The sequence below is a fragment of the Rossellomorea sp. GAMAL-10_SWC genome (assembly GCF_049568075.1).
Classification (GTDB): domain Bacteria; phylum Bacillota; class Bacilli; order Bacillales; family Bacillaceae_G; genus Gottfriedia.
In genome coordinates, this window is record NZ_CP144911.1 from 4,259,802 (window position 1) to 4,282,288 (window position 22,487).

The window sequence follows — 22,487 nt, forward strand, 5'->3', positions numbered from 1 at the left end:
TTAAACTTACGCAGTTTAATGAATGACATTATCTAGTTTTCAAGGTACAAAATAAAAAAATGGTGGAGCCTAGCGGGATCGAACCGCTGACCTCCTGCGTGCAAGGCAGGCGCTCTCCCAGCTGAGCTAAGGCCCCATTATTATATTAAAAAGATATGGTGGGCCTAAATGGACTCGAACCATCGACCTCACGCTTATCAGGCGTGCGCTCTAACCAGCTGAGCTATAGGCCCATATCTATAATAGAAGGATAATCCTTCAAAACTAAACAAAACAATGAAGAAACATTTCATACATGAACCAACGGTTCATGATGTCTCCATAGAAAGGAGGTGATCCAGCCGCACCTTCCGATACGGCTACCTTGTTACGACTTCACCCCAATCATCTGTCCCACCTTAGGCGGCTGGCCCCTAAAAGGTTACCCCACCGACTTCGGGTGTTACAAACTCTCGTGGTGTGACGGGCGGTGTGTACAAGGCCCGGGAACGTATTCACCGCGGCATGCTGATCCGCGATTACTAGTGATTCCGGCTTCATGTAGGCGAGTTGCAGCCTACAATCCGAACTGAGAATAGTTTTATGGGATTAGCTCCACCTCGCGGTCTTGCAACCCTTTGTACTATCCATTGTAGCACGTGTGTAGCCCAGGTCATAAGGGGCATGATGATTTGACGTCATCCCCACCTTCCTCCGGTTTGTCACCGGCAGTCACCTTAGAGTGCCCAACCAAATGCTGGCAACTAAGATCAAGGGTTGCGCTCGTTGCGGGACTTAACCCAACATCTCACGACACGAGCTGACGACAACCATGCACCACCTGTCACTCTGTCCCCGAAGGGAAAGCCCTATCTCTAGGGTTGTCAGAGGATGTCAAGACCTGGTAAGGTTCTTCGCGTTGCTTCGAATTAAACCACATGCTCCACCACTTGTGCGGGCCCCCGTCAATTCCTTTGAGTTTCAGTCTTGCGACCGTACTCCCCAGGCGGAGTGCTTAATGCGTTAACTTCAGCACTAAAGGGCGGAAACCCTCTAACACTTAGCACTCATCGTTTACAGCGTGGACTACCAGGGTATCTAATCCTGTTTGCTCCCCACGCTTTCGCGCCTCAGCGTCAGTTACAGACCAGAAAGTCGCCTTCGCCACTGGTGTTCCTCCAAATCTCTACGCATTTCACCGCTACACTTGGAATTCCACTTTCCTCTTCTGCACTCAAGTTTCCCAGTTTCCAATGACCCTCCCCGGTTGAGCCGGGGGCTTTCACATCAGACTTAAGAAACCGCCTGCGCGCGCTTTACGCCCAATAATTCCGGACAACGCTTGCCACCTACGTATTACCGCGGCTGCTGGCACGTAGTTAGCCGTGGCTTTCTGGTTAGGTACCGTCAAGGTGCCAGCTTATTCAACTAGCACTTATTCTTCCCTAACAACAGAGCTTTACGACCCGAAGGCCTTCATCGCTCACGCGGCGTTGCTCCGTCAGACTTTCGTCCATTGCGGAAGATTCCCTACTGCTGCCTCCCGTAGGAGTCTGGGCCGTGTCTCAGTCCCAGTGTGGCCGATCACCCTCTCAGGTCGGCTACGCATCGTCGCCTTGGTGAGCCGTTACCTCACCAACTAGCTAATGCGCCGCGGGCCCATCTATAAGTGATAGCCGAGGCCATCTTTCAATAAAGGAACAGGAGTTCCTTTATGTCATCCGGTATTAGCTCCGGTTTCCCGAAGTTATCCCAGTCTTACAGGTAGGTTGCCCACGTGTTACTCACCCGTCCGCCGCTAACTAACGGGAGCAAGCTCCCATTAGTCCGCTCGACTTGCATGTATTAGGCACGCCGCCAGCGTTCGTCCTGAGCCAGGATCAAACTCTCCATAAAAGTTAAGTTTAAATCTTGTATTGCTCAAAAAACTAATAATTGACGTTTACTTCATGTTTTGTTTAGTTTTCAAAGATCATCTTGGTGGAGCCTAGCGGGATCGAACCGCTGACCTCCTGCGTGCAAGGCAGGCGCTCTCCCAGCTGAGCTAAGGCCCCTTATTGAAATGGTCGGGAAGACAGGATTTGAACCTGCGACCCCCTGGTCCCAAACCAGGTGCTCTACCAAGCTGAGCCACTTCCCGTAATATGGCGCGCCCGAAAGGACTCGAACCCATAACCTTTTGATCCGTAGTCAAACGCTCTATCCAATTGAGCTACGGGCGCATATTATAAATGGTACCGAGGGCCGGACTCGAACCGGCACGGGGTCAACCCCCGCAGGATTTTAAGTCCTGTGTGTCTGCCATTCCACCACCCCGGCAGCATATGTGGAGCGGAAGACGGGGCTCGAACCCGCGACCCCAACCTTGGCAAGGTTGTATTCTACCACTGAACTACTTCCGCGTATACTGCTTATAACTTATAAATTTAAATGGTGCGGGTGAAGGGACTCGAACCCCCACACCGAAGTACTAGATCCTAAGTCTAGCGCGTCTGCCAATTCCGCCACACCCGCAAATATTCTCTTTTGAGAAAATGGTGAGCCATGAAGGATTCGAACCTTCGACCCTCTGATTAAAAGTCAGATGCTCTACCTACTGAGCTAATGGCTCAAAAGAGTGCCGACTAGAGGACTTGAACCCCCAACCTACTGATTACAAGTCAGTTGCTCTACCAATTGAGCTAAGTCGGCATATGGTGGAGGATGACGGGCTCGAACCGCCGACCCCCTGCTTGTAAGGCAGGTGCTCTCCCAGCTGAGCTAATCCTCCATCAAACCAAGCGACGTTCTACTCTCACAGGGGGAAACCCCCAACTACCATCGACGCAAAAGAGCTTAACTGCCGTGTTCGGTATGGGAACGGGTGTGACCTCTTCGCTATCATCACTTGATTCATTTTCTTTAGGACATTAATTATTATATCAAAATATCAGTCAAAGTCAATAACTTTTTTAATATTTTTTTATAAAACTTATACCCTCAAAACTAGATAATGTCATTATCAAACTTGTTAGTTAAGTCCTCGACCGATTAGTATCAGTCAGCTCCACGTGTCACCACGCTTCCACCTCTGACCTATCAACCTGATCGTCTCTCAGGGGTCTTACTAGCTTAACGCTATGGGAAATCTCATCTTGAGGGGGGCTTCATGCTTAGATGCTTTCAGCACTTATCCCTTCCACACATAGCTACCCAGCCATGCTCTTGGCAGAACAACTGGTACACCAGCGGTGTGTCCATCCCGGTCCTCTCGTACTAAGGACAGCTCCTCTCAAATTTCCTGCGCCCACGACGGATAGGGACCGAACTGTCTCACGACGTTCTGAACCCAGCTCGCGTACCGCTTTAATGGGCGAACAGCCCAACCCTTGGGACCGACTACAGCCCCAGGATGCGATGAGCCGACATCGAGGTGCCAAACCTCCCCGTCGATGTGGACTCTTGGGGGAGATAAGCCTGTTATCCCCGGGGTAGCTTTTATCCGTTGAGCGATGGCCCTTCCATGCGGAACCACCGGATCACTAAGCCCGACTTTCGTCCCTGCTCGACTTGTAGGTCTCGCAGTCAAGCTCCCTTATGCCTTTACACTCTTCGAATGATTTCCAACCATTCTGAGGGAACCTTTGGGCGCCTCCGTTACTCTTTAGGAGGCGACCGCCCCAGTCAAACTGCCCACCTGACACTGTCTCCGAGCCGGATCACGGCTCTAGGTTAGAATTTCAATACAGCCAGGGTAGTATCCCACCGACGCCTCCACCGAAGCTAGCGCTCCGGCTTCTCAGGCTCCTACCTATCCTGTACAAGCTGTACCAAAATTCAATATCAAGCTGCAGTAAAGCTCCACGGGGTCTTTCCGTCCTGTCGCGGGTAACCTGCATCTTCACAGGTACTATAATTTCACCGAGTCTATGGTTGAGACAGTGCCCAAATCGTTACGCCTTTCGTGCGGGTCGGAACTTACCCGACAAGGAATTTCGCTACCTTAGGACCGTTATAGTTACGGCCGCCGTTTACTGGGGCTTCAATTCAGAGCTTCTCCCGTAAGGGATAACCCCTCCTCTTAACCTTCCAGCACCGGGCAGGCGTCAGCCCCTATACTTCGCCTTGCGGCTTCGCAGAGACCTGTGTTTTTGCTAAACAGTCGCTTGGGCCTTTTCACTGCGGCTCTCCCGGGCATACACCCAAAAGAGCACCCCTTCTCCCGAAGTTACGGGGTCATTTTGCCGAGTTCCTTAACCATAGTTCTCTCGCTCACCTTAGGATTCTCTCCTCGCCTACCTGTGTCGGTTTGCGGTACAGGCACCTATTTCCTCGCTAGAAGCTTTTCTTGGCAGCGTAGAATCAGGAACTTCGGTACTATATTTCCCTCGCCATCACAACTCAGCCTTATGATGTGCGGATTTGCCTACACATCAGCCTAATTGCTTGGACGCGCATATCCAGCAGCGCGCTTACCCTATCTTTCTGCGTCCCTCCATTGCTCAAACGGAAATGAGGTGGTACAGGAATATCAACCTGTTGTCCATCGCCTACGCCTGTCGGCCTCGGCTTAGGTCCTGACTAACCCTGGGAGGACGAGCCTTCCCCAGGAAACCTTAGGCATACGGTGGACGGGATTCTCACCCGTCTTTCGCTACTCATACCGGCATTCTCACTTCTAAGCGCTCCACCAGTCCTTACGATCTAGCTTCAACGCCCTTAGAACGCTCCCCTACCACTGATACCATACGGTATCAATCCGCAGCTTCGGTGATACGTTTAGCCCCGTTACATTTTCGGCGCAGAGTCACTCGACCAGTGAGCTATTACGCACTCTTTAAATGGTGGCTGCTTCTAAGCCAACATCCTGGTTGTCTAAGCAACTCCACATCCTTTTCCACTTAACGTATACTTTGGGACCTTAGCTGGCGGTCTGGGCTGTTTCCCTCTTGACCACGGATCTTATCACTCGTAGTCTGACTCCTATGGATAAGTCATTGGCATTCGGAGTTTGACTGAATTCGGTAACCCGTTGGGGGCCCCTAGTCCAATCAGTGCTCTACCTCCAAGACTCTAACACATAAGGCTAGCCCTAAAGCTATTTCGGGGAGAACCAGCTATCTCCGAGTTCGATTGGAATTTCTCCGCTACCCACACCTCATCCCCGCACTTTTCAACGTGCGTGGGTTCGGACCTCCATTCAGTGTTACCTGAACTTCATCCTGGACATGGGTAGATCACTCGGTTTCGGGTCTACGACCACGTACTATATCGCCCTATTCAGACTCGCTTTCGCTGCGGCTCCGTCTCTTCAACTTAACCTTGCACGGGATCGTAACTCGCCGGTTCATTCTACAAAAGGCACGCCATCACTCGTTAACGAGCTCTGACTATTTGTAAGCACACGGTTTCAGGTTCTCTTTCACTCCCCTTCCGGGGTGCTTTTCACCTTTCCCTCACGGTACTGGTTCACTATCGGTCACTAGGTAGTATTTAGCCTTGGGAGATGGTCCTCCCAGATTCCGACGGAATTTCACGTGTTCCGCCGTACTCAGGATCCACTCAAGAGGGAACGAGGTTTCAACTACAGGGTTTTTACCTTCTTTGACGGACCTTTCCAGGTCGCTTCATTTACCCCGTTCCTTTGTAACTCCGTATAGAGTGTCCTACAACCCCAAGAGGCAAGCCTCTTGGTTTGGGCTATCTTCCGTTTCGCTCGCCGCTACTCAGGAAATCGCTATTGCTTTCTATTCCTCCAGGTACTTAGATGTTTCAGTTCCCTGGGTCTGTCCTCAGTACCCTATGTATTCAGGTAAAGATACTACTCCATTACGAGTAGTGGGTTTCCCCATTCGGAAATCTCCGGATCAAAGCTTACTTACAGCTCCCCGAAGCATATCGGTGTTAGTCCCGTCCTTCATCGACTCCTAGTGCCAAGGCATCCACCGTGCGCCCTTTCTAACTTAACTAATTTTAAAACTAATTGGATTAAACTTACGCAGTTTAATGAATGACATTATCTAGTTTTCAAGGTACAAAGTTGAGAGTGAACTCTCAAAACTAAACAAAACAATGAAGAAACATTTTCATACATGAACCATCGGTTCATGATGTCTCCATAGAAAGGAGGTGATCCAGCCGCACCTTCCGATACGGCTACCTTGTTACGACTTCACCCCAATCATCTGTCCCACCTTAGGCGGCTGGCCCCTAAAAGGTTACCCCACCGACTTCGGGTGTTACAAACTCTCGTGGTGTGACGGGCGGTGTGTACAAGGCCCGGGAACGTATTCACCGCGGCATGCTGATCCGCGATTACTAGTGATTCCGGCTTCATGTAGGCGAGTTGCAGCCTACAATCCGAACTGAGAATAGTTTTATGGGATTAGCTCCACCTCGCGGTCTTGCAACCCTTTGTACTATCCATTGTAGCACGTGTGTAGCCCAGGTCATAAGGGGCATGATGATTTGACGTCATCCCCACCTTCCTCCGGTTTGTCACCGGCAGTCACCTTAGAGTGCCCAACTAAATGCTGGCAACTAAGATCAAGGGTTGCGCTCGTTGCGGGACTTAACCCAACATCTCACGACACGAGCTGACGACAACCATGCACCACCTGTCACTCTGTCCCCGAAGGGAAAGCCCTATCTCTAGGGTTGTCAGAGGATGTCAAGACCTGGTAAGGTTCTTCGCGTTGCTTCGAATTAAACCACATGCTCCACCACTTGTGCGGGCCCCCGTCAATTCCTTTGAGTTTCAGTCTTGCGACCGTACTCCCCAGGCGGAGTGCTTAATGCGTTAACTTCAGCACTAAAGGGCGGAAACCCTCTAACACTTAGCACTCATCGTTTACAGCGTGGACTACCAGGGTATCTAATCCTGTTTGCTCCCCACGCTTTCGCGCCTCAGCGTCAGTTACAGACCAGAAAGTCGCCTTCGCCACTGGTGTTCCTCCAAATCTCTACGCATTTCACCGCTACACTTGGAATTCCACTTTCCTCTTCTGCACTCAAGTTTCCCAGTTTCCAATGACCCTCCCCGGTTGAGCCGGGGGCTTTCACATCAGACTTAAGAAACCGCCTGCGCGCGCTTTACGCCCAATAATTCCGGACAACGCTTGCCACCTACGTATTACCGCGGCTGCTGGCACGTAGTTAGCCGTGGCTTTCTGGTTAGGTACCGTCAAGGTGCCAGCTTATTCAACTAGCACTTATTCTTCCCTAACAACAGAGCTTTACGACCCGAAGGCCTTCATCGCTCACGCGGCGTTGCTCCGTCAGACTTTCGTCCATTGCGGAAGATTCCCTACTGCTGCCTCCCGTAGGAGTCTGGGCCGTGTCTCAGTCCCAGTGTGGCCGATCACCCTCTCAGGTCGGCTACGCATCGTCGCCTTGGTGAGCCGTTACCTCACCAACTAGCTAATGCGCCGCGGGCCCATCTATAAGTGATAGCCAAAGCCATCTTTCAATAAAGGAACAGGAGTTCCTTTATGTCATCCGGTATTAGCTCCGGTTTCCCGAAGTTATCCCAGTCTTACAGGTAGGTTGCCCACGTGTTACTCACCCGTCCGCCGCTAACTAACGGGAGCAAGCTCCCATTAGTCCGCTCGACTTGCATGTATTAGGCACGCCGCCAGCGTTCGTCCTGAGCCAGGATCAAACTCTCCATAAAAGTTAAGTTTAAATCTTGTATTGCTCAAAAAACTAATAATTGACGTTTACTTCATGTTTTGTTTAGTTTTCAAAGTTCACCTTGTCGCTCTGAGGCGACTTAAACATCTTAACATTTTCTGTTGAATGTTGTCAATGTTTTTTTAAAAGTTTTTTTCGTTGTCATTTCGTATTAATGTGACAACGTTTAATAATATAACACCTATAAAAACAAAATACAATACCTAATTTTAAATTCTTTTTATTCAGATAGTTTCTACCAGATTCCAATAAATAAATGATGTCCTTATTCTATTAAAAAGATACATCCAATCATAAATAAAACTGGCTAAAAGTATTCTTTTAGCCAGTTCGTTAAATCTTATTTATGTCTCATTAATGGGAACAATAGAACGTCACGGATTGAAGGAGAATTAGTTAACAACATAACTAATCGATCAATACCTATTCCAAGACCACCAGTTGGTGGCATACCATGCTCTAATGCTTCGATGTAATCATCATCCATCATATGTGCTTCGTCATTACCAAGCTCACGTTCTTTAAGCTGTGCTTCAAAACGCTCTTTTTGGTCAATTGGATCATTTAACTCTGTAAATGCGTTAGCATGTTCACGTGCCACAATAAATAACTCAAAACGATCAGTAAAACGAGGATCGTCAGCATTCTTTTTCGCAAGCGGTGAAATTTCTACAGGGTGACCATAAATAAATGTAGGTTGAATTAATGTTTCTTCAACTTTTTGTTCAAAGAATTCGTTAATAATATGACCAACAGACATATTCTCATTAACTTCAACATTATGTTCTTTAGCAAATTGTCTTGCTTGCTCAACTGACATCTCTGGCCAGAAATCTACTCCACAAGCTTCTTTAATCGCATCTACCATATGAAGTCTAGTCCATTTTGGCTCTAGGTTGACTGTGTACTCACCGTAAGGAATAGTAGTAGTACCTAAAACTTCTTTAGCGATATGAGCAATTAGGTTCTCAGTAAGTTCCATAATGTCTGCATAATCAGCATAAGCTTCATATAATTCAATCATCGTAAACTCTGGGTTATGACGAGTAGAAATACCTTCATTACGGAATACACGACCAATTTCATAAACTTTTTCAAGTCCACCTACAATTAGTCGTTTTAAGTGTAACTCAATTGCAATACGCATATATAATTCCATATCAAGCGCGTTATGATGAGTGATAAACGGTCTTGCAGAAGCTCCACCTGCAATAGCATGTAGCATAGGAGTTTCAACTTCTAAATAACCTTGGCTATCTAAATAACGTCTCATAGATTGGATAATTTTACTGCGAGCAATAAATGTTTGTCGGCTATCCATATTCATTAGATCTAAATATCTTTGACGGTAACGTTGTTCAACATCTTGTAAACCATGGAATTTATCAGGAAGTGGTAATAACGCTTTTGAAAGGAATGTGTATTCTTTAACTTTAATAGATAATTCCCCTACATTCGTTTTAAATACCACACCAGTAACACCTACAATGTCACCTAAATCAGTAATATCAAAGATTTCATATTGTTCTTCGCCTACAGCATCTTTACGAACATAGATTTGAACTTGTCCATTTAAATCTTGAACATGTGCAAATCCGGCTTTACCTTTACCACGTTTAGTCATTACTCGACCTGCTAATGAAACAATAATCGCTTTTTCTTCTAATTCTTCCTTAGAAAACTGGTCAAATTGTGCTAATAAATCATTTGAAGAATGTGTGCGCACAAACTTTTTACCGAATGGATCGATACCTTTTCCTTCAAGTGTTTTTAATTTCTCCCTACGTATAAGGGCTTGATCATTTAATTCTTCGTGACTCATTTTCTCAACTCCACGTAATTATTCAATAAATATTTAAATACAATATGATTTTAATAGAAAAACTGCCAGTATTTCGATCTGGCAGTTTTGTTTACTATAACTTATTATATTTTGTCAAGCGAAACCTGTCAAACTTACAAAGCTTGAGTAGCTTTCATTTTTTCTTCCACTTCATTAACGTATGTTGTTAATACTTCAACCATTTGGGTACGAGTACTAACCTCGTTAATTTGGTTTCGAACTAATGCAGTGCCTTTCAAACCTTTTAAATACCATGCTGCATGTTTTCTCATTTCCATTACAGCTACATGTTCATTTTTCAAATCAATTAATCGGTCTAAATGCAATAAACAGACATCAATTTTTTCACGTGCTTCTGGTTCAGGCATTAATACACCAGATTCCAAGTATTTAACTGTACGATAAATCATCCATGGATTTCCTAATGCAGCACGACCAATCATTACACCATCACAGCCTGTTTCATCTAACATACGCTTAGCATCTTGAGGAGTCTCCACATCACCATTACCGATTACAGGAATCGAAACCTGATTTTTAACTTCTTTAATCCAGCTCCAATCAGATTTCCCCTCATACATTTGATAACGAGTTCGTCCATGAACCGCAACTGCTTTTCCACCCGCTGCTTGAACTGCTTTTGCATTATCTACAACATAAATATGATCGTCATCCCATCCAAGACGCATTTTAACTGTAACTGGTTTACTTACATTCTGTGCTACAGCATATACCATTTCGTGAATTTTGTTTGGGTCTAAAAGCCATTTAGCTCCTGCGTCTACTTTTGTAATCTTAGGAACAGGACATCCCATATTAATATCAATAATATCTGCATTCGTATTTTCGTCAACGTACTTAGCAGCTTCAACTAATGTTGATTTTTCACCACCAAAAATTTGTAAGCTTAATGGCTTTTCACGTTCATCCATATAAAGCATATCTAATGTTCTTTTATTATTGTGAAGAATTGCTTTATCACTTACCATTTCTGCGCAAACTAAACCTGCACCAAATTCTTTTACGGTTAAACGGAAAGCTGAGTTACAAACTCCGGCCATCGGTGCTAATACGACGGGATTTTTCATCTCGATGTCACCAATTTTCAGCACATCCCATCCTCCTTCTATTACAATAAAACTCTATATTGATAATTCCTCTACACTTACTTTTAATTGTTTTGCACAATCATGCAAAAACTGTTCAGTCGGCATACGATTCCCTCGCTCAACTTCACCTAACACAGAAACAGAAACTCCAAGGTTTTTTGCAAAGCCTTCTTGGGTAAAACCTTTTAATTTTCTAAAAGCCCTAATCCGTCTACCCCACTTTTCAGCTTCCATAATCGAACTCCTTTATCCTCTAAAAATTTAGTTTCAACCTTAATTGATTGGTTAATTTCTTTTAAGGGGATTAATACAAAGCTTCTTTCAAACATTCTCGGGTGAGGTATTCTTAGGTGCTCAACTTCTATATCTTCGTGATTATAGAGTAAAATGTCAAGGTCTATCGTTCTTGGACCCCAACGCAATTCCCTTTTTCTGCCAAGACCTTTTTCGATTCCTTGCGTAACATCAAGTAATTGAAGTGGTGTCAAATTGGTAGAAATTTTAATAACGAGATTTAAAAATGGATCTTGGTCTGTGTATCCAACTGGGTCTGTTTCATAGATAGAAGAGATTTGTTCTACTTGAATGTCGGGATGATTCACTAATTCCCTAATAGCCTTTGTAAGAAAACCTTCTCGGTCGCCTATATTTGTTCCTAAACTTAAATATGATTCATTTTTCATATGCGACCTCTTGTTATTTCAACTGCTACAAAATCATAATGTCCTGGTATTGGTGGATCTGGTTTTATGACTTTTACAGTACATTGTTGAATTAAATCATATGTATTTAATATTTGTTTGGCAATTTCTTCAGCAACTGATTCAACTAAATCATAAGACTGACCTTGAACTACTTCTTCGCAGGTTTTAAATAAGTCTGCGTAACTTACTGAATACGCCAAATCATCTGTTTCTCCTGCTTTTTTTGTATCTAATTCGACAATTAAATCCACATTAAATCGTTGCCCTAATGTTTTCTCCTCTTTAAATACACCATGGTATCCATAAAACCTCATACCTGTTACATAAATTTTATCCATTTTTTACTCCAATCTTTAACATAGCGTCCATCATTTTAGCCATACGGGAAATCGCTAATACATCATGTACTCGTACAATTTCGCAGCCTTTCGTAATACCTAAACAGACAGTAGCCCCTGTACCTTCCATTCGCTCATGTACTTCAGTACCAAGAACCTCCCCTATAAACCTTTTTCTAGAAGTACCAAGTAACACAGGATAATCTAGCGCTTTGATTTGCTCCATTTGGTTTAAAACTTCTAAATTCTGCTCAGCTGATTTCGCAAAACCAACACCTGGATCCAAAATAATCATTTCATCCTTTACGCCTGCGCGTTTTGCTATACTAATACTTTCAACTAAATCACAGACAAGATCACTCATTAAACTATAATAGTTTTCATCTGTTCGATTGTGCATTAAACAAATTGGAACATTGTACGCAGCAGCCACTTCAGCAATTTTAGGGTCTTTCTTAGCCCCCCAAACATCATTAATGATTGTTGCGCCAGCTTCAACGGCTTGTTTTGCCACTTCAGATTTATAAGTATCAATGGAAATTGGGACATCAATTTCTTTAGATAATGCTTTAATAATCGGAACAACTCTTCTTAACTCTTCGTCTTCGTCAACTATGGCAGCTCCAGGTCTTGTCGACTCCCCACCTACATCTATGATTTTTGCTCCATCAGCAATTAACTTCTTTGCATGTTGTATCGCTAATTCAATCTCGTTGTATCGACCACCATCAGAAAACGAGTCCGGGGTTACATTTAAAATCCCCATTACAATAGTTTCATTCTGAATTGGTAATGAGTAATTTCCACAAATCAAGGGTTTTGTTGCTCTTCTCACGCTTGTTCACTTCTTTCCATTTCATTCATGCTTAATAAGGATTTTCGGTGCAGTCTATAGTCCTTTTGCAAATCCTTTATTATGCTACTTTCACTAACATTAAAGAGCCGCTCGCCAATTACTGTAACGGGAATAATTTCTTGGATTGAGTTTGAAATAAATATTTCATCCGCTTTTAACAGCTCTTGCTCCGTGTAGAAGCCCTCTTCAACTGTAATCCCTTTTAATTTAGCCCAATAAATCACGAACTGTCTCGTTATCCCATTCAAAATTCCCGTATCAACGTGTGGTGTATATAATCGATCTTGGTTAATAAAGAAGAGATTTGAAACGATACCTTCTGAAAGAAACCCATCTTTGTTTAAAAAGATTCCTTCTATATTTGGTGAGTTACCAATCTCTTTTTTCCCGATAATGTTATTTAAATAATGATGAGACTTTAATCGCTCTTTTCCTTCAGGAGAGTTTCGAGGGGTATTTAGTATTACCCCTTCTTTCTCTAAGATATTACTTTCATGCATAGGTTTAATAAAAATGATGGTATTTGGATTCGAATATTTACCAGTGTATAAACCTATTTCACCTTCACCTGCTGAAACATTCAAACGTATATACGCATCTTGTAGTCCATTTAATTCAATTAACCTATTTAATATCGTTTGTATTTCCTCATCTAGCAAATTCCACTCGATATTCAGGTTCAATAACGACTTTCTTAAACGCTTTAAATGATCAAATAATAAAAATGGATGCCCATTATAGATCCGAAATGTTTCAAATACTCCTAAGCCATATAAAAAGCCATGATCAAATGGAGATATTTTCACTTCATGATCGTTCAAGTATTCTCCATTAAAATATAGTTTCATACTGTACTCCTAGACGGTTTATATGCTTGTAAAAAGTTTCCAAGCATTTCTTTACCGAATTGTGACATAATCGATTCCGGGTGAAATTGTACTCCTTCAATCGGTAATGTCTTATGTTTTAAAGCCATGATTTCTCCCTCATTCGTCCAAGCTGTTATTTCAAGCTCCTCAGGGAACGTTTCTTTTTTTACAATTAAAGAGTGATATCGTGTGACATCAATTGGTGATGGTAAATCATTAAATAATCCTAAACCTCCATGTGTAATTGCCGATGTTTTTCCGTGCATTAAGCGTTCTGCACGTACTACGTCTCCTCCAAACACTTGAGCGATTGATTGGTGACCTAAGCATACGCCTAAAATTGGGATTTTCCCAGCAAAGTGTTCAATTGCTTTTAAACTGATTCCAGCTTCGTTCGGTGTACAAGGTCCTGGTGAAATCATCAAATAAGACGGGGCTAATGCTTCGATTTCTTCTAAAGTAATTTCATCATTTCGTTTTACAATTAATTCTTCACCTAATTCGCCTAAATATTGAACTAGATTATAGGTAAATGAATCATAATTATCAATCATTAATATCATTTTACATTCCCACCCAACTTTGCTTTTTCTTCGCTTACTTTCTTAGCTGTCCATAAAGCTTGAGCTTTCTTAAGACTTTCTAAATATTCATGTTTTGGATTAGAATCAATAACAATGCCAGCACCAGCTTGTACATATGCTTGCTGACCTTTTGTAATCATTGTTCGAATCGTAATATTTAACTCCATATCTCCTGTGAAGCTAATCCATCCAACAGAACCTGTATAAATGCCACGCTTGGTTGGTTCTAGTTCTTCAATAATTTCCATCGTACGGATTTTTGGAGCTCCTGTTATTGTTCCCCCGGGAAATACTGCTTTTAATAAATCAAATGAATCTTTATCCTTTTGTAGCTCACCTCTAACATTTGAAACAAGGTGCATTACATGCGAATACTTTTCGATTACTAATAGCTCGTCTACTTCAACAGTTCCATATTCACATACTCTTCCTAAATCATTGCGCTCTAGATCAACTAGCATAATATGCTCAGCTTGTTCTTTTTCATTTGAACGTAGTTCTTCCATCAGTTGTTGTTCTTCTTCAACTGTTTTACCACGAGACCTTGTACCTGCTATTGGTCTTGTCCAAACTTCTTGATCACGCTTTGCTACTAATAGCTCTGGTGAGCAACTAACAATTTGAAACTCGTCAAAATCTAAATAGGACATATATGGTGAAGGATTTATTTCTCTAAGCTGCTCATATATATACAGTGGATCTGTTACAAGCGTCTCAGATTGTAGCACGGATAAATTCACCTGGAATACATCCCCCGCACTGATATATTCTTTAACGTTTCCAACAGCATCCGTAAATTTTTGTTCAGACATATAAATTGTTTTTTCAACCTCTTCGGTAGAAATTCTTCTAGATAAATCAATTTGCTCTATTTCACTAATGAAGAATTCTTCTAAAGAGTCAATTCGTTCTTGTGCCTTAACAGCATTATTCATTTCATCTATAACAATAAAATATAATTGATTTTCTTGATGGTCAAAAACAACCACTTCATGGAAGATTAATAAATAAACATCTGGAATATTGTAAACATCCTCTGCCATTGTTGGTAGGTCTTCGATATAATGGTTACAGTCATATGTGAAATAACCGATTGCCCCGCCTTGAAATGGTGGTAGGTCATCTCTTTTTTCCACTGTGTATTTAGATAGGTATTCCTTTGCTAAATCAATTGGATTTCCTTCATACTCCACTTTTTCAGAGCACTCTTCAATCCCTACTTCGACCGTTAATTTATTATCCTTTCCATATAACTTCGCAACGGGATTAGATGCCATAATTGAATATCGTCCGTCACGACCACTCTCAAGAAGTACGGCATTCTTTTTCTCTTTTGCCGTTTCTACAAAGTATTTAAAGAAAGGTGTAGTATAATTGATAACTTTTGAAAAGATTTCATAATTCATGTGAATATCCCCCTCTGATAGCGCTTCTTTTTTCATTTTACACAAAAAGTAGGAAGTATACATCAAAGCATTTTATGGAAAAACAAAAAAACCCTTTGCAGCTAGCAAAGGGTTTTTAAATTTATCATTTAATCCACCAAAAAAATTACTCAAATTGGAATAATGCTGTACTTAAATAACGCTCTCCATTACTTGGAATGATCGCAAGTACTTTTTTACCTTTTCCAAGTTTTTTTGCAACTTGTAATGCAGCACTGATTGCAGCACCAGAAGAGATACCTACAAGTATACCTTCTTCTTTTGCTACTTTTCTAGCTGTCTCCATTGCATCGTCATTTTTGATTTTAACGATTTCATCATAAATATCCGTGTTCAATGTTTCAGGTATAAAACCTGCTCCAATACCTTGAATTTTATGTGGACCTGGTTTACCACCTGATAAAACTGGAGAGTCTTCAGGTTCAACAGCGACAATATTAATCCCAGGGTAAGCTTCTTTTAAAACAGCTCCTACACCAGAGATTGTTCCTCCAGTACCTACTCCTGAAATAAATGCATCAAGTTGGTCTCCCATTTGCTCAACAATTTCAGGACCAGTTGTTAAACGGTGGACTTCAGGATTTGCAATATTATTAAACTGTTGTGGAACGAAATATCCATTTTCTTTTGCTAATTCATCAGCTTTACGAATTGCTCCTCCCATTCCTTCAGGGCCTGGAGTTAGAACTAGTTCTGCGCCATATGCACGTAATAAGTTTCGTCTCTCAATACTCATTGTTTCTGGCATTACTAGAATTGATTTATAGCCTTTAGCAGCTGCTACCATTGCTAATCCGATACCAGTATTTCCACTAGTTGGTTCAATAATTGTATCACCTGGTTTTATTAAACCTTTTTTCTCAGAATCCTCAATCATCGCAAGAGCAATACGATCTTTAACACTGCTACCAGGATTCATAAACTCTAGTTTTAAATATATTTCCGCGCTGTCCTCGTCTACTAATCTGTTAAGTTTTACAATTGGAGTTCTACCGATTAATTCGTAAACTGAATTTGCAACTTTCATTTCATCCACTCCTAATTCCTAGTATATTGACCTGTTTAATATACATTATGTAAAAAACAAAAGAATCTGTCAATTACTTTCTCCTATACATAACTTGTATGAAATTCATAATAAATTATGAAAAGAAAGCTCGACAAATTCCTTTAATTTTCACCTACAATTTGTTAATTAATTCTTTTAATTGTTCACCAGAATAATGATAAGGTTGATTACAGAAATGACATGTTACCTCTGCTTCTCCATCCTCTTCTAAAATTAATTCTAATTCTTGTTTACCAATACTTAAAAGAGCACCCTCAATTCGCTCTCTTGAGCATTGACATTGGAATTTTACATCCATCGTTTCTAAAACTTTAACTTCTTCTTTTCCTAACACTTCATATAAAATTTCTTCTGGAGTCAGGCCTTCTTCAATTAGTTTAGATACTGGTTTAATCGTTTTTAAACGATTTTCAATTTTCGTGATACATTCTTCACTAGCGCCAGGTAAGATTTGAATAATAAATCCTCCACTTGCTAAAATCGAATGATCTGGGTTTACTAATACGCCGACACCTACAGATGAAGGTGTTTGTTCAGATACAGCAAAATAGTAAGTAAAGTCTTCACCAAGTTCACCTGATACAATAGGTACTGAGCCTGTGAAAGGTTCTCTCATACCAATATCTTTAACAACTGAGATTGTACCTACAGTACCCACCGCTTTTGCTACATCAATTTTTCCATGTTTGTTAAGTTCAGTTTGTACATGTGGATTTTGAACATATCCTCGGACTTCACCTTTTGCATTACTATCGACTAAAATATGGCCAATTGGACCATTACCTTCAACCTTTAAAGTTAACTTCTCATCGCCTTTTAACATAGCACCCATCATCGTAGCAGCTGTTAGTGTACGACCTAATGCAGCAGAAGCATTTGACCAAGTGTCATGACGTTCTTGAGCTTCTTTTACAATATTTGTTGATCTAACGCTATATGCACGGACTTCACCGTTAAAAGCTAATGCTTTTACTAAATAATCTTTCATGTTGTACCCCTTTTTATGAATTTCGTTTATAAATTAAATGTAGACCTTTTAATGTTAAATATGGATCCATGACATCAATGATATCCGATTCCTTAGATATTAATGATGCAAGTCCGCCTGTTGCTATAACAGTAGGTTCTACCTTTGCTTGATCTTTCATTCGTTTTACAATGCCTTCAACCTGACCTACATAACCATATAGGATTCCAACCTGCATTGCTTCTACAGTTGTACGACCGACAATATTAGAAGGTCTTGAAAGCTCTATACGAGGCAGTTTTGAAGCCTTTGTATAGAGTGCTTCTGTTGAAATATTGATCCCTGGTGCAATTGCTCCACCGATGTAATTTTTATTTTCATCTATATAACAATATGTAGTAGCTGTTCCGAAATCTACAATAATCAGCGGACTTCCGTATTGTGCAATTCCAGCAACCGCATTAACAATTCGGTCTGCGCCAACTTCTTTCGGATTATCATATTTTATGTTTAAACCTGTTTTTATACCAGGACCAACGATTAGTGGCTTTTGTTTAAAGTATTTTGTTGCCATTCTTTCCAGTGAGAACATAATCGGTGGGACTACTGATGAAATAATAACTGCATGAAACTCATCAAAACCAATACCTGCATATTCAAGTAATGAACCAATGACCATACCGTACTCATCTTCCGTTTTATAACGATTCGTCTCAATTCTCCAATGATGTATTAACTCATCTTCTTGGTAAACACCTAAAACAGTATTTGTATTTCCTACATCGATTACAAATAACATATAATCCACCGTCTCTCCATTTCAAAAATAAAACTTTTATTTTATATTTTTTGTCTCAAGTACAATTTTTAATCACTATAAAAATAATGATAACACAAGTTGATAGTAGTTTAAAAATAGATGCTTTCTGCTGTGGACACGGGTCGTATTGGTTTATTAAAACGCTTCAATGAGCCTAATTTCCCCATGGTCTTGGCTTACTTGACTTTTCTCCAATAAACAAAAGAAAGAGTGTCTAGAAAGACACTCTTAATTTTTTATTCAGTGATTTTAGGCTCAGTTGGTTCATCATTCTTTTTAGAAATGTTAACTTTAATCTCATCATTTGAAGATGGAGATGTAGGAAGTGTACCTTGTTCCCAAAGACTCTTAATTCCTTTTGCATCTAAAGTTTCCACTTCTAATAATGTGTTAGCAAGCAAGTCTAATTTATCGCGATGCGTCTTAATAATATCAGTTGCCTTTGCATAACATTCTTTAATGATTGTTTGAATCTCAACGTCGATTTCATAAGCAATTTTATCACTATAATTTTGTTCATTATTAAAGTCTCTACCAAGGAATACATTTCCTCCTTGAGATTGACCAAACTGTAATGGACCTAGTTTATCGCTCATACCGAATTCAGTAACCATACGACGAGCAATACCTGTTGCACGTTGGAAGTCATTATGAGCTCCTGTACTTACTTCACCAAATACCACTTCTTCAGCAACACGTCCACCAAGTAGACCTGTAATTTTATCAAGCAATTCTGGTTTTGTCATAAAGTAACGATCTTCTTTTGGAAGCATTACAGCATAACCACCAGCTTGACCACGAGGTACAATTGTTACTTTATGAACCATTTCAGCCTCATCTAACACTTGGCCAATAACCGTATGTCCTGCTTCATGGAATGCAACAATTTTACGCTCTTTTTCAGATATAACTTTATTTTTCTTAGCAGGTCCCGCAATTACACGGTCAGTTGCTTCGTCAATATCAAGCATATCGATTTTCTTTTTATCACGACGAGCAGCAACTAATGCCGCTTCGTTTAATAAATTCTCTAAATCTGCACCAGAGAATCCAGGAGTTCTTTGAGCAATAGCTTTTAAGTCTACATCTGGAGCCAATGGTTTATTTCTTGAATGTACTTTTAATACCGCTTCACGTCCTATTACATCTGGACGATCTACCGTAATCTGTCTGTCAAATCGACCTGGACGTAATAACGCTGGGTCTAAAACATCTGCACGGTTTGTTGCAGCGATGATAATAATACCTTCGTTAGCACCGAAACCATCCATTTCAACAAGTAACTGGTTTAATGTTTGTTCACGCTCATCGTGACCTCCACCTAATCCCGCACCACGTTGACGACCTACAGCATCGATCTCATCAATAAATATGATACAAGGAGCGTTTTTCTTCGCATTTTCAAATAAATCACGAACACGAGAAGCACCGACCCCTACAAACATTTCAACGAAATCAGAACCACTGATTGAGAAGAATGGAACTCCAGCTTCTCCTGCAACAGCTCTTGCTAATAATGTTTTACCTGTTCCAGGAGGTCCTACTAATAGTACCCCTTTAGGAATTCTTGCACCTAATTCAGAAAATTTACGAGGATCTTTCAAGAACTCTACTACCTCAACAAGCTCTTGCTTCTCTTCATCTGCACCTGCAACATCTTTAAATCGTACTTTCTTTTTCTCGTCATTATAAAGACGAGCTTTGCTCTTCCCAAAGTTCATAACACGGCTTCCGCCACCTTGTGCATTATTCATTAGGAAGAAGAAAAGAATGAAAATAATTACAAATGGAATGAGTGAAGTGAAGATTTGCACCCATGCACTTGTTGTTTCAGCTGGATTCCAATTAGCCTTTATTTTATAGTCAGCAACTGCTTTGTTAACTATTTTTGTCGTTTCGTCACTAATTGGTACTTGAGTTTGGAAAGATTCGCCTTTTTTTACATCTGTAAAATGACCTCTTACTATGTACACTCCATTTTTAGGTTGGATAGATGTTAAACTGCTAACATCTCCTTTTTGTAACTTAGTATAAAATGTATCGTAACTTACTTTCTTAACTTGAGATTCTGGCCCATTGAAATATGTAACAACACCAATCACAACTAAGAAGATTAATATGTAAAAGACTGTATTACGGAAAATTCGATTCAATTCCAAACCTCCTCTCTTTCAATTTAATTACTTTATATAGTAGCATAGTTATACCATGTAAACAAACGAATAAAACTTGACTTATTTCGTGTAAACTTCAGGCTTTAAAACGCCAACATACGGCAGATTTCGATAACGTTCAATATAATCTAAACCATACCCTACTACGAAAGCATCTGGTACTTCGAAACCAACTAAATCAGCCTCGATATTTGCTTTACGTCCGCTTGGCTTATCTAATAAAGTAACAATTTTAACTGTATTAGCTTTGCGGTGTTTAAATAGTTCAACTAAATAATTTAAAGTTAGACCACTATCAATAATATCTTCTAGAATGATTACATCTCTTCCTTCAACAGAAGTATTTAAATCTTTTACAATTTTTACTTCACCAGAAGAAACTGTACTATGTCCATAACTAGAAACATCCATAAAATCAATTTCGATATATGTATCAATATGCTTGATAAGGTCAGACATGAACGGAAGAGCTCCTTTTAAAACACCCACTACTAGTGGAAAGCGGTCTTTGTACTCTTCTGTTAGTACTGCACCTAATTCTACTACTTTTTGTTGAATTGCCTCTTCACTTACTAATACTTGTTGAATGTCTTGTTTCATTTTTTCCTCCTAGAAACTCTTAGAAACCACCTGTATTGCAACGAGTGACTCATCTGTCGAAAAATTTCTTTCAAATGCAGATTTCTTTACGAAAGGTACCCATAATATATTATTTTGACTATCCGTAATTATTGGCCATTCATCACGTAATGATTGTTTCATTTTTTCATCAATAAATATATCTTTTAACTTTTTTGACCCATTCATACCCTTTAATGACATTCGATCACCATTCTTTCGATTCCGAACAATGAGTGGAAAAGAAACATCCTTGACAGAACAAATAAACATGTCATTTTTTTGTTCAAAACATTGATTGTTTAATTCAACTTTAATTGAAAAACCATTTGGTAGTTCGTACTCACCAGGCTCATTAATAGAAATAGTATAATCCTTCACATTCATTTGTATGAATGTAAAGATGCATTCATTATATGAGCGTGTGACAAAAAGTCCTCCAGGTAAATGCTGCTCCCACGTGGATTTTTCATTTCGTAATAAAGTCAGAATTGAATTAAGATGCCCTTGTGTCAAGCCTTTAGGGATAGATAGGTAGACATAATCTAATATTAGTTGAATACATCTTCTTTGTAAAGATATAGGCACATTTAAAAACTGTTTAACGTCAATAGTGACTGCTTGCTTTTCTTTATTTTTTATAACTGTATTCATTGCGTCTTCAGTTAATTCCATTAAATATAGATCATCTTCCAATTGCTGTCTACTAAACTGCTGGAATCTTTTATGTGCAGTTGGATTTTCTTCAAAAATAAAAGGTAGAATATGATGTCTAAATCGATTTCTTGTGTAAACATCTTTATCATTACTTGGATCTTTTCGAGGGATAATACTTTGTTCGTGACAATATGTAGTTAATGCTTGTTTTCTTAAATCTAAAAAAGGACGAATAATTTCGCCTGTACTAAAAGATCTCTTTTCCCTAATGCCAGCGTAACCGACCTGCGAGCTACCTCTTACTAAGCGCATTAAAATCGTTTCAACTTGGTCTTCCCCATGATGACCTAACGCTAAATAATTCGCTTCATATTTATTCATCACTTCGTCAAAAAAACGATATCGACATTCCCTTGCCGCCAATTGACTACTTAAACCCGTTTCCTCGATATACTGATTCACATTTATGCTCTTACCTTCATATTGTACGTTATTTTGGAGGCACCAGTTCTTAACATATTCTAAATCATCTAAAGATTCTTGTCCTCTAAACATATGATCTACATGTGCGATAATAATCGAGAACTCATATTCTTCCCTAAGTGATAAAAAAGAATGAGCTAACGCCATTGAGTCTGGACCTCCAGAAACACCGATCACAATTACACTATTTCTGATAATATTGTTTTGTTTTATAAATTCCTTTAATTGATTAATTACCATTTACCTATACTCCTAAATGAAAGTAAAATTCATATCTATATGTTACCATTCACACCCTTGG

The 22,487-nt window shown here is 40.5% G+C and carries 15 protein-coding genes, 11 tRNA genes and 4 rRNA genes; all 30 read right to left on the reverse strand.

The window, feature by feature from the left end; all coding sequences use genetic code 11:
• Window positions 1–60 precede the first annotated feature (60 nt).
• The 30 genes from V5E38_RS20685 to tilS all read right to left on the reverse strand — a co-directional run bounded on the left by V5E38_RS20685 (window position 61) and on the right by tilS (window position 22,426).
• A tRNA-Ala gene (locus V5E38_RS20685) sits at window positions 61–136 on the reverse strand.
• A gap of 20 nt (window positions 137–156) precedes the next feature.
• Window positions 157–233: transfer RNA gene (locus tag V5E38_RS20690), tRNA-Ile, on the reverse strand.
• 92 nt (window positions 234–325) lie between these two features.
• A 16S ribosomal RNA gene (locus V5E38_RS20695) occupies window positions 326–1,875 on the reverse strand.
• Between the two features lie 82 nt (window positions 1,876–1,957).
• Window positions 1,958–2,033 (reverse strand) — tRNA-Ala (locus V5E38_RS20700).
• 9 nt (window positions 2,034–2,042) lie between these two features.
• A tRNA-Pro gene (locus tag V5E38_RS20705) sits at window positions 2,043–2,119 on the reverse strand.
• Window positions 2,120–2,124: 5 nt separating this feature from the next.
• Window positions 2,125–2,201, reverse strand: a tRNA-Arg gene (locus tag V5E38_RS20710).
• A 10-nt stretch (window positions 2,202–2,211) separates the two neighbouring features.
• A tRNA-Leu gene (locus V5E38_RS20715) sits at window positions 2,212–2,298 on the reverse strand.
• An 8-nt stretch (window positions 2,299–2,306) separates the two neighbouring features.
• Window positions 2,307–2,381, reverse strand: a tRNA-Gly gene (locus V5E38_RS20720).
• A gap of 29 nt (window positions 2,382–2,410) precedes the next feature.
• A tRNA-Leu gene (locus tag V5E38_RS20725) sits at window positions 2,411–2,493 on the reverse strand.
• Between the two features lie 21 nt (window positions 2,494–2,514).
• Window positions 2,515–2,590 (reverse strand) — tRNA-Lys (locus V5E38_RS20730).
• 7 nt (window positions 2,591–2,597) lie between these two features.
• Window positions 2,598–2,670: transfer RNA gene (locus V5E38_RS20735), tRNA-Thr, on the reverse strand.
• 3 nt (window positions 2,671–2,673) lie between these two features.
• Window positions 2,674–2,749: transfer RNA gene (locus tag V5E38_RS20740), tRNA-Val, on the reverse strand.
• Window positions 2,750–2,754: 5 nt separating this feature from the next.
• Window positions 2,755–2,870: ribosomal RNA gene (gene rrf, locus V5E38_RS20745) — 5S ribosomal RNA — on the reverse strand.
• Between the two features lie 119 nt (window positions 2,871–2,989).
• Window positions 2,990–5,927, reverse strand: a 23S ribosomal RNA gene (locus tag V5E38_RS20750).
• A 153-nt stretch (window positions 5,928–6,080) separates the two neighbouring features.
• Window positions 6,081–7,630 (reverse strand): 16S ribosomal RNA (locus V5E38_RS20755).
• Together the 16S, 23S and 5S rRNA genes with 11 tRNA genes alongside form the textbook arrangement of a ribosomal RNA operon.
• Before the next feature lie 360 nt (window positions 7,631–7,990).
• Window positions 7,991–9,472, reverse strand: coding sequence for a lysine--tRNA ligase (lysS, locus tag V5E38_RS20760; protein WP_499211318.1), 1,482 nt, complete (start codon window positions 9,470–9,472; stop codon window positions 7,991–7,993).
• Window positions 9,473–9,606: 134 nt separating this feature from the next.
• Complete coding sequence (dusB, locus tag V5E38_RS20765; RefSeq protein WP_499211319.1) at window positions 9,607–10,605, reverse strand: tRNA-dihydrouridine synthase; 999 nt, start codon at window positions 10,603–10,605, stop codon at window positions 9,607–9,609.
• A gap of 30 nt (window positions 10,606–10,635) precedes the next feature.
• Complete coding sequence (locus tag V5E38_RS20770) at window positions 10,636–10,836, reverse strand: helix-turn-helix domain-containing protein (protein WP_056474403.1); 201 nt, start codon at window positions 10,834–10,836, stop codon at window positions 10,636–10,638.
• Complete coding sequence (gene folK / locus V5E38_RS20775) at window positions 10,788–11,285, reverse strand: 2-amino-4-hydroxy-6-hydroxymethyldihydropteridine diphosphokinase (protein ID WP_387332723.1); 498 nt, start codon at window positions 11,283–11,285, stop codon at window positions 10,788–10,790. Before folK ends, V5E38_RS20770 begins: the two co-directional genes overlap by 49 nt.
• Window positions 11,282–11,644: a dihydroneopterin aldolase gene (gene folB, locus V5E38_RS20780; protein ID WP_056474411.1), complete on the reverse strand. Its 363-nt coding sequence runs from the start codon at window positions 11,642–11,644 to the stop codon at window positions 11,282–11,284. The genes folK and folB overlap by 4 nt, the downstream gene beginning before the upstream one ends.
• Window positions 11,637–12,410, reverse strand: a complete 774-nt coding sequence (gene folP, locus V5E38_RS20785) for a dihydropteroate synthase (RefSeq protein WP_097979283.1) — start codon at window positions 12,408–12,410, stop codon at window positions 11,637–11,639. Before folP ends, folB begins: the two co-directional genes overlap by 8 nt.
• Window positions 12,411–12,475: 65 nt before the next feature.
• Entirely contained in the window at window positions 12,476–13,348 is an 873-nt protein-coding gene (pabC, locus tag V5E38_RS20790) for an aminotransferase class IV (RefSeq protein WP_499211320.1), read from the reverse strand.
• Window positions 13,345–13,932: an anthranilate synthase component II gene (gene pabA, locus V5E38_RS20795; protein ID WP_499211321.1), complete on the reverse strand. Its 588-nt coding sequence runs from the start codon at window positions 13,930–13,932 to the stop codon at window positions 13,345–13,347. Before pabA ends, pabC begins: the two co-directional genes overlap by 4 nt.
• Window positions 13,929–15,359, reverse strand: a complete 1,431-nt coding sequence (locus V5E38_RS20800) for an anthranilate synthase component I family protein (protein WP_499211322.1) — start codon at window positions 15,357–15,359, stop codon at window positions 13,929–13,931. The genes pabA and V5E38_RS20800 overlap by 4 nt, the downstream gene beginning before the upstream one ends.
• 145 nt (window positions 15,360–15,504) lie before the next feature.
• Entirely contained in the window at window positions 15,505–16,425 is a 921-nt protein-coding gene (gene cysK, locus V5E38_RS20805; RefSeq protein ID WP_097979253.1) for a cysteine synthase A, read from the reverse strand.
• A 154-nt stretch (window positions 16,426–16,579) separates the two neighbouring features.
• Complete coding sequence (gene hslO, locus V5E38_RS20810) at window positions 16,580–17,455, reverse strand: Hsp33 family molecular chaperone HslO (RefSeq protein WP_097979254.1); 876 nt, start codon at window positions 17,453–17,455, stop codon at window positions 16,580–16,582.
• A 13-nt stretch (window positions 17,456–17,468) separates the two neighbouring features.
• Window positions 17,469–18,233, reverse strand: a complete 765-nt coding sequence (locus V5E38_RS20815) for a type III pantothenate kinase (RefSeq protein WP_097979255.1) — start codon at window positions 18,231–18,233, stop codon at window positions 17,469–17,471.
• Between the two features lie 257 nt (window positions 18,234–18,490).
• Window positions 18,491–20,407 (reverse strand): ATP-dependent metallopeptidase FtsH/Yme1/Tma family protein, encoded by a 1,917-nt coding sequence (ftsH, locus tag V5E38_RS20820; RefSeq protein WP_499211323.1) that lies wholly within the window; start codon window positions 20,405–20,407, stop codon window positions 18,491–18,493.
• An 81-nt stretch (window positions 20,408–20,488) separates the two neighbouring features.
• Complete coding sequence (gene hpt / locus V5E38_RS20825; RefSeq protein ID WP_088014785.1) at window positions 20,489–21,028, reverse strand: hypoxanthine phosphoribosyltransferase; 540 nt, start codon at window positions 21,026–21,028, stop codon at window positions 20,489–20,491.
• A 9-nt stretch (window positions 21,029–21,037) separates the two neighbouring features.
• Complete coding sequence (gene tilS, locus V5E38_RS20830; RefSeq protein WP_499211324.1) at window positions 21,038–22,426, reverse strand: tRNA lysidine(34) synthetase; 1,389 nt, start codon at window positions 22,424–22,426, stop codon at window positions 21,038–21,040.
• Window positions 22,427–22,487 lie beyond the last annotated feature (61 nt).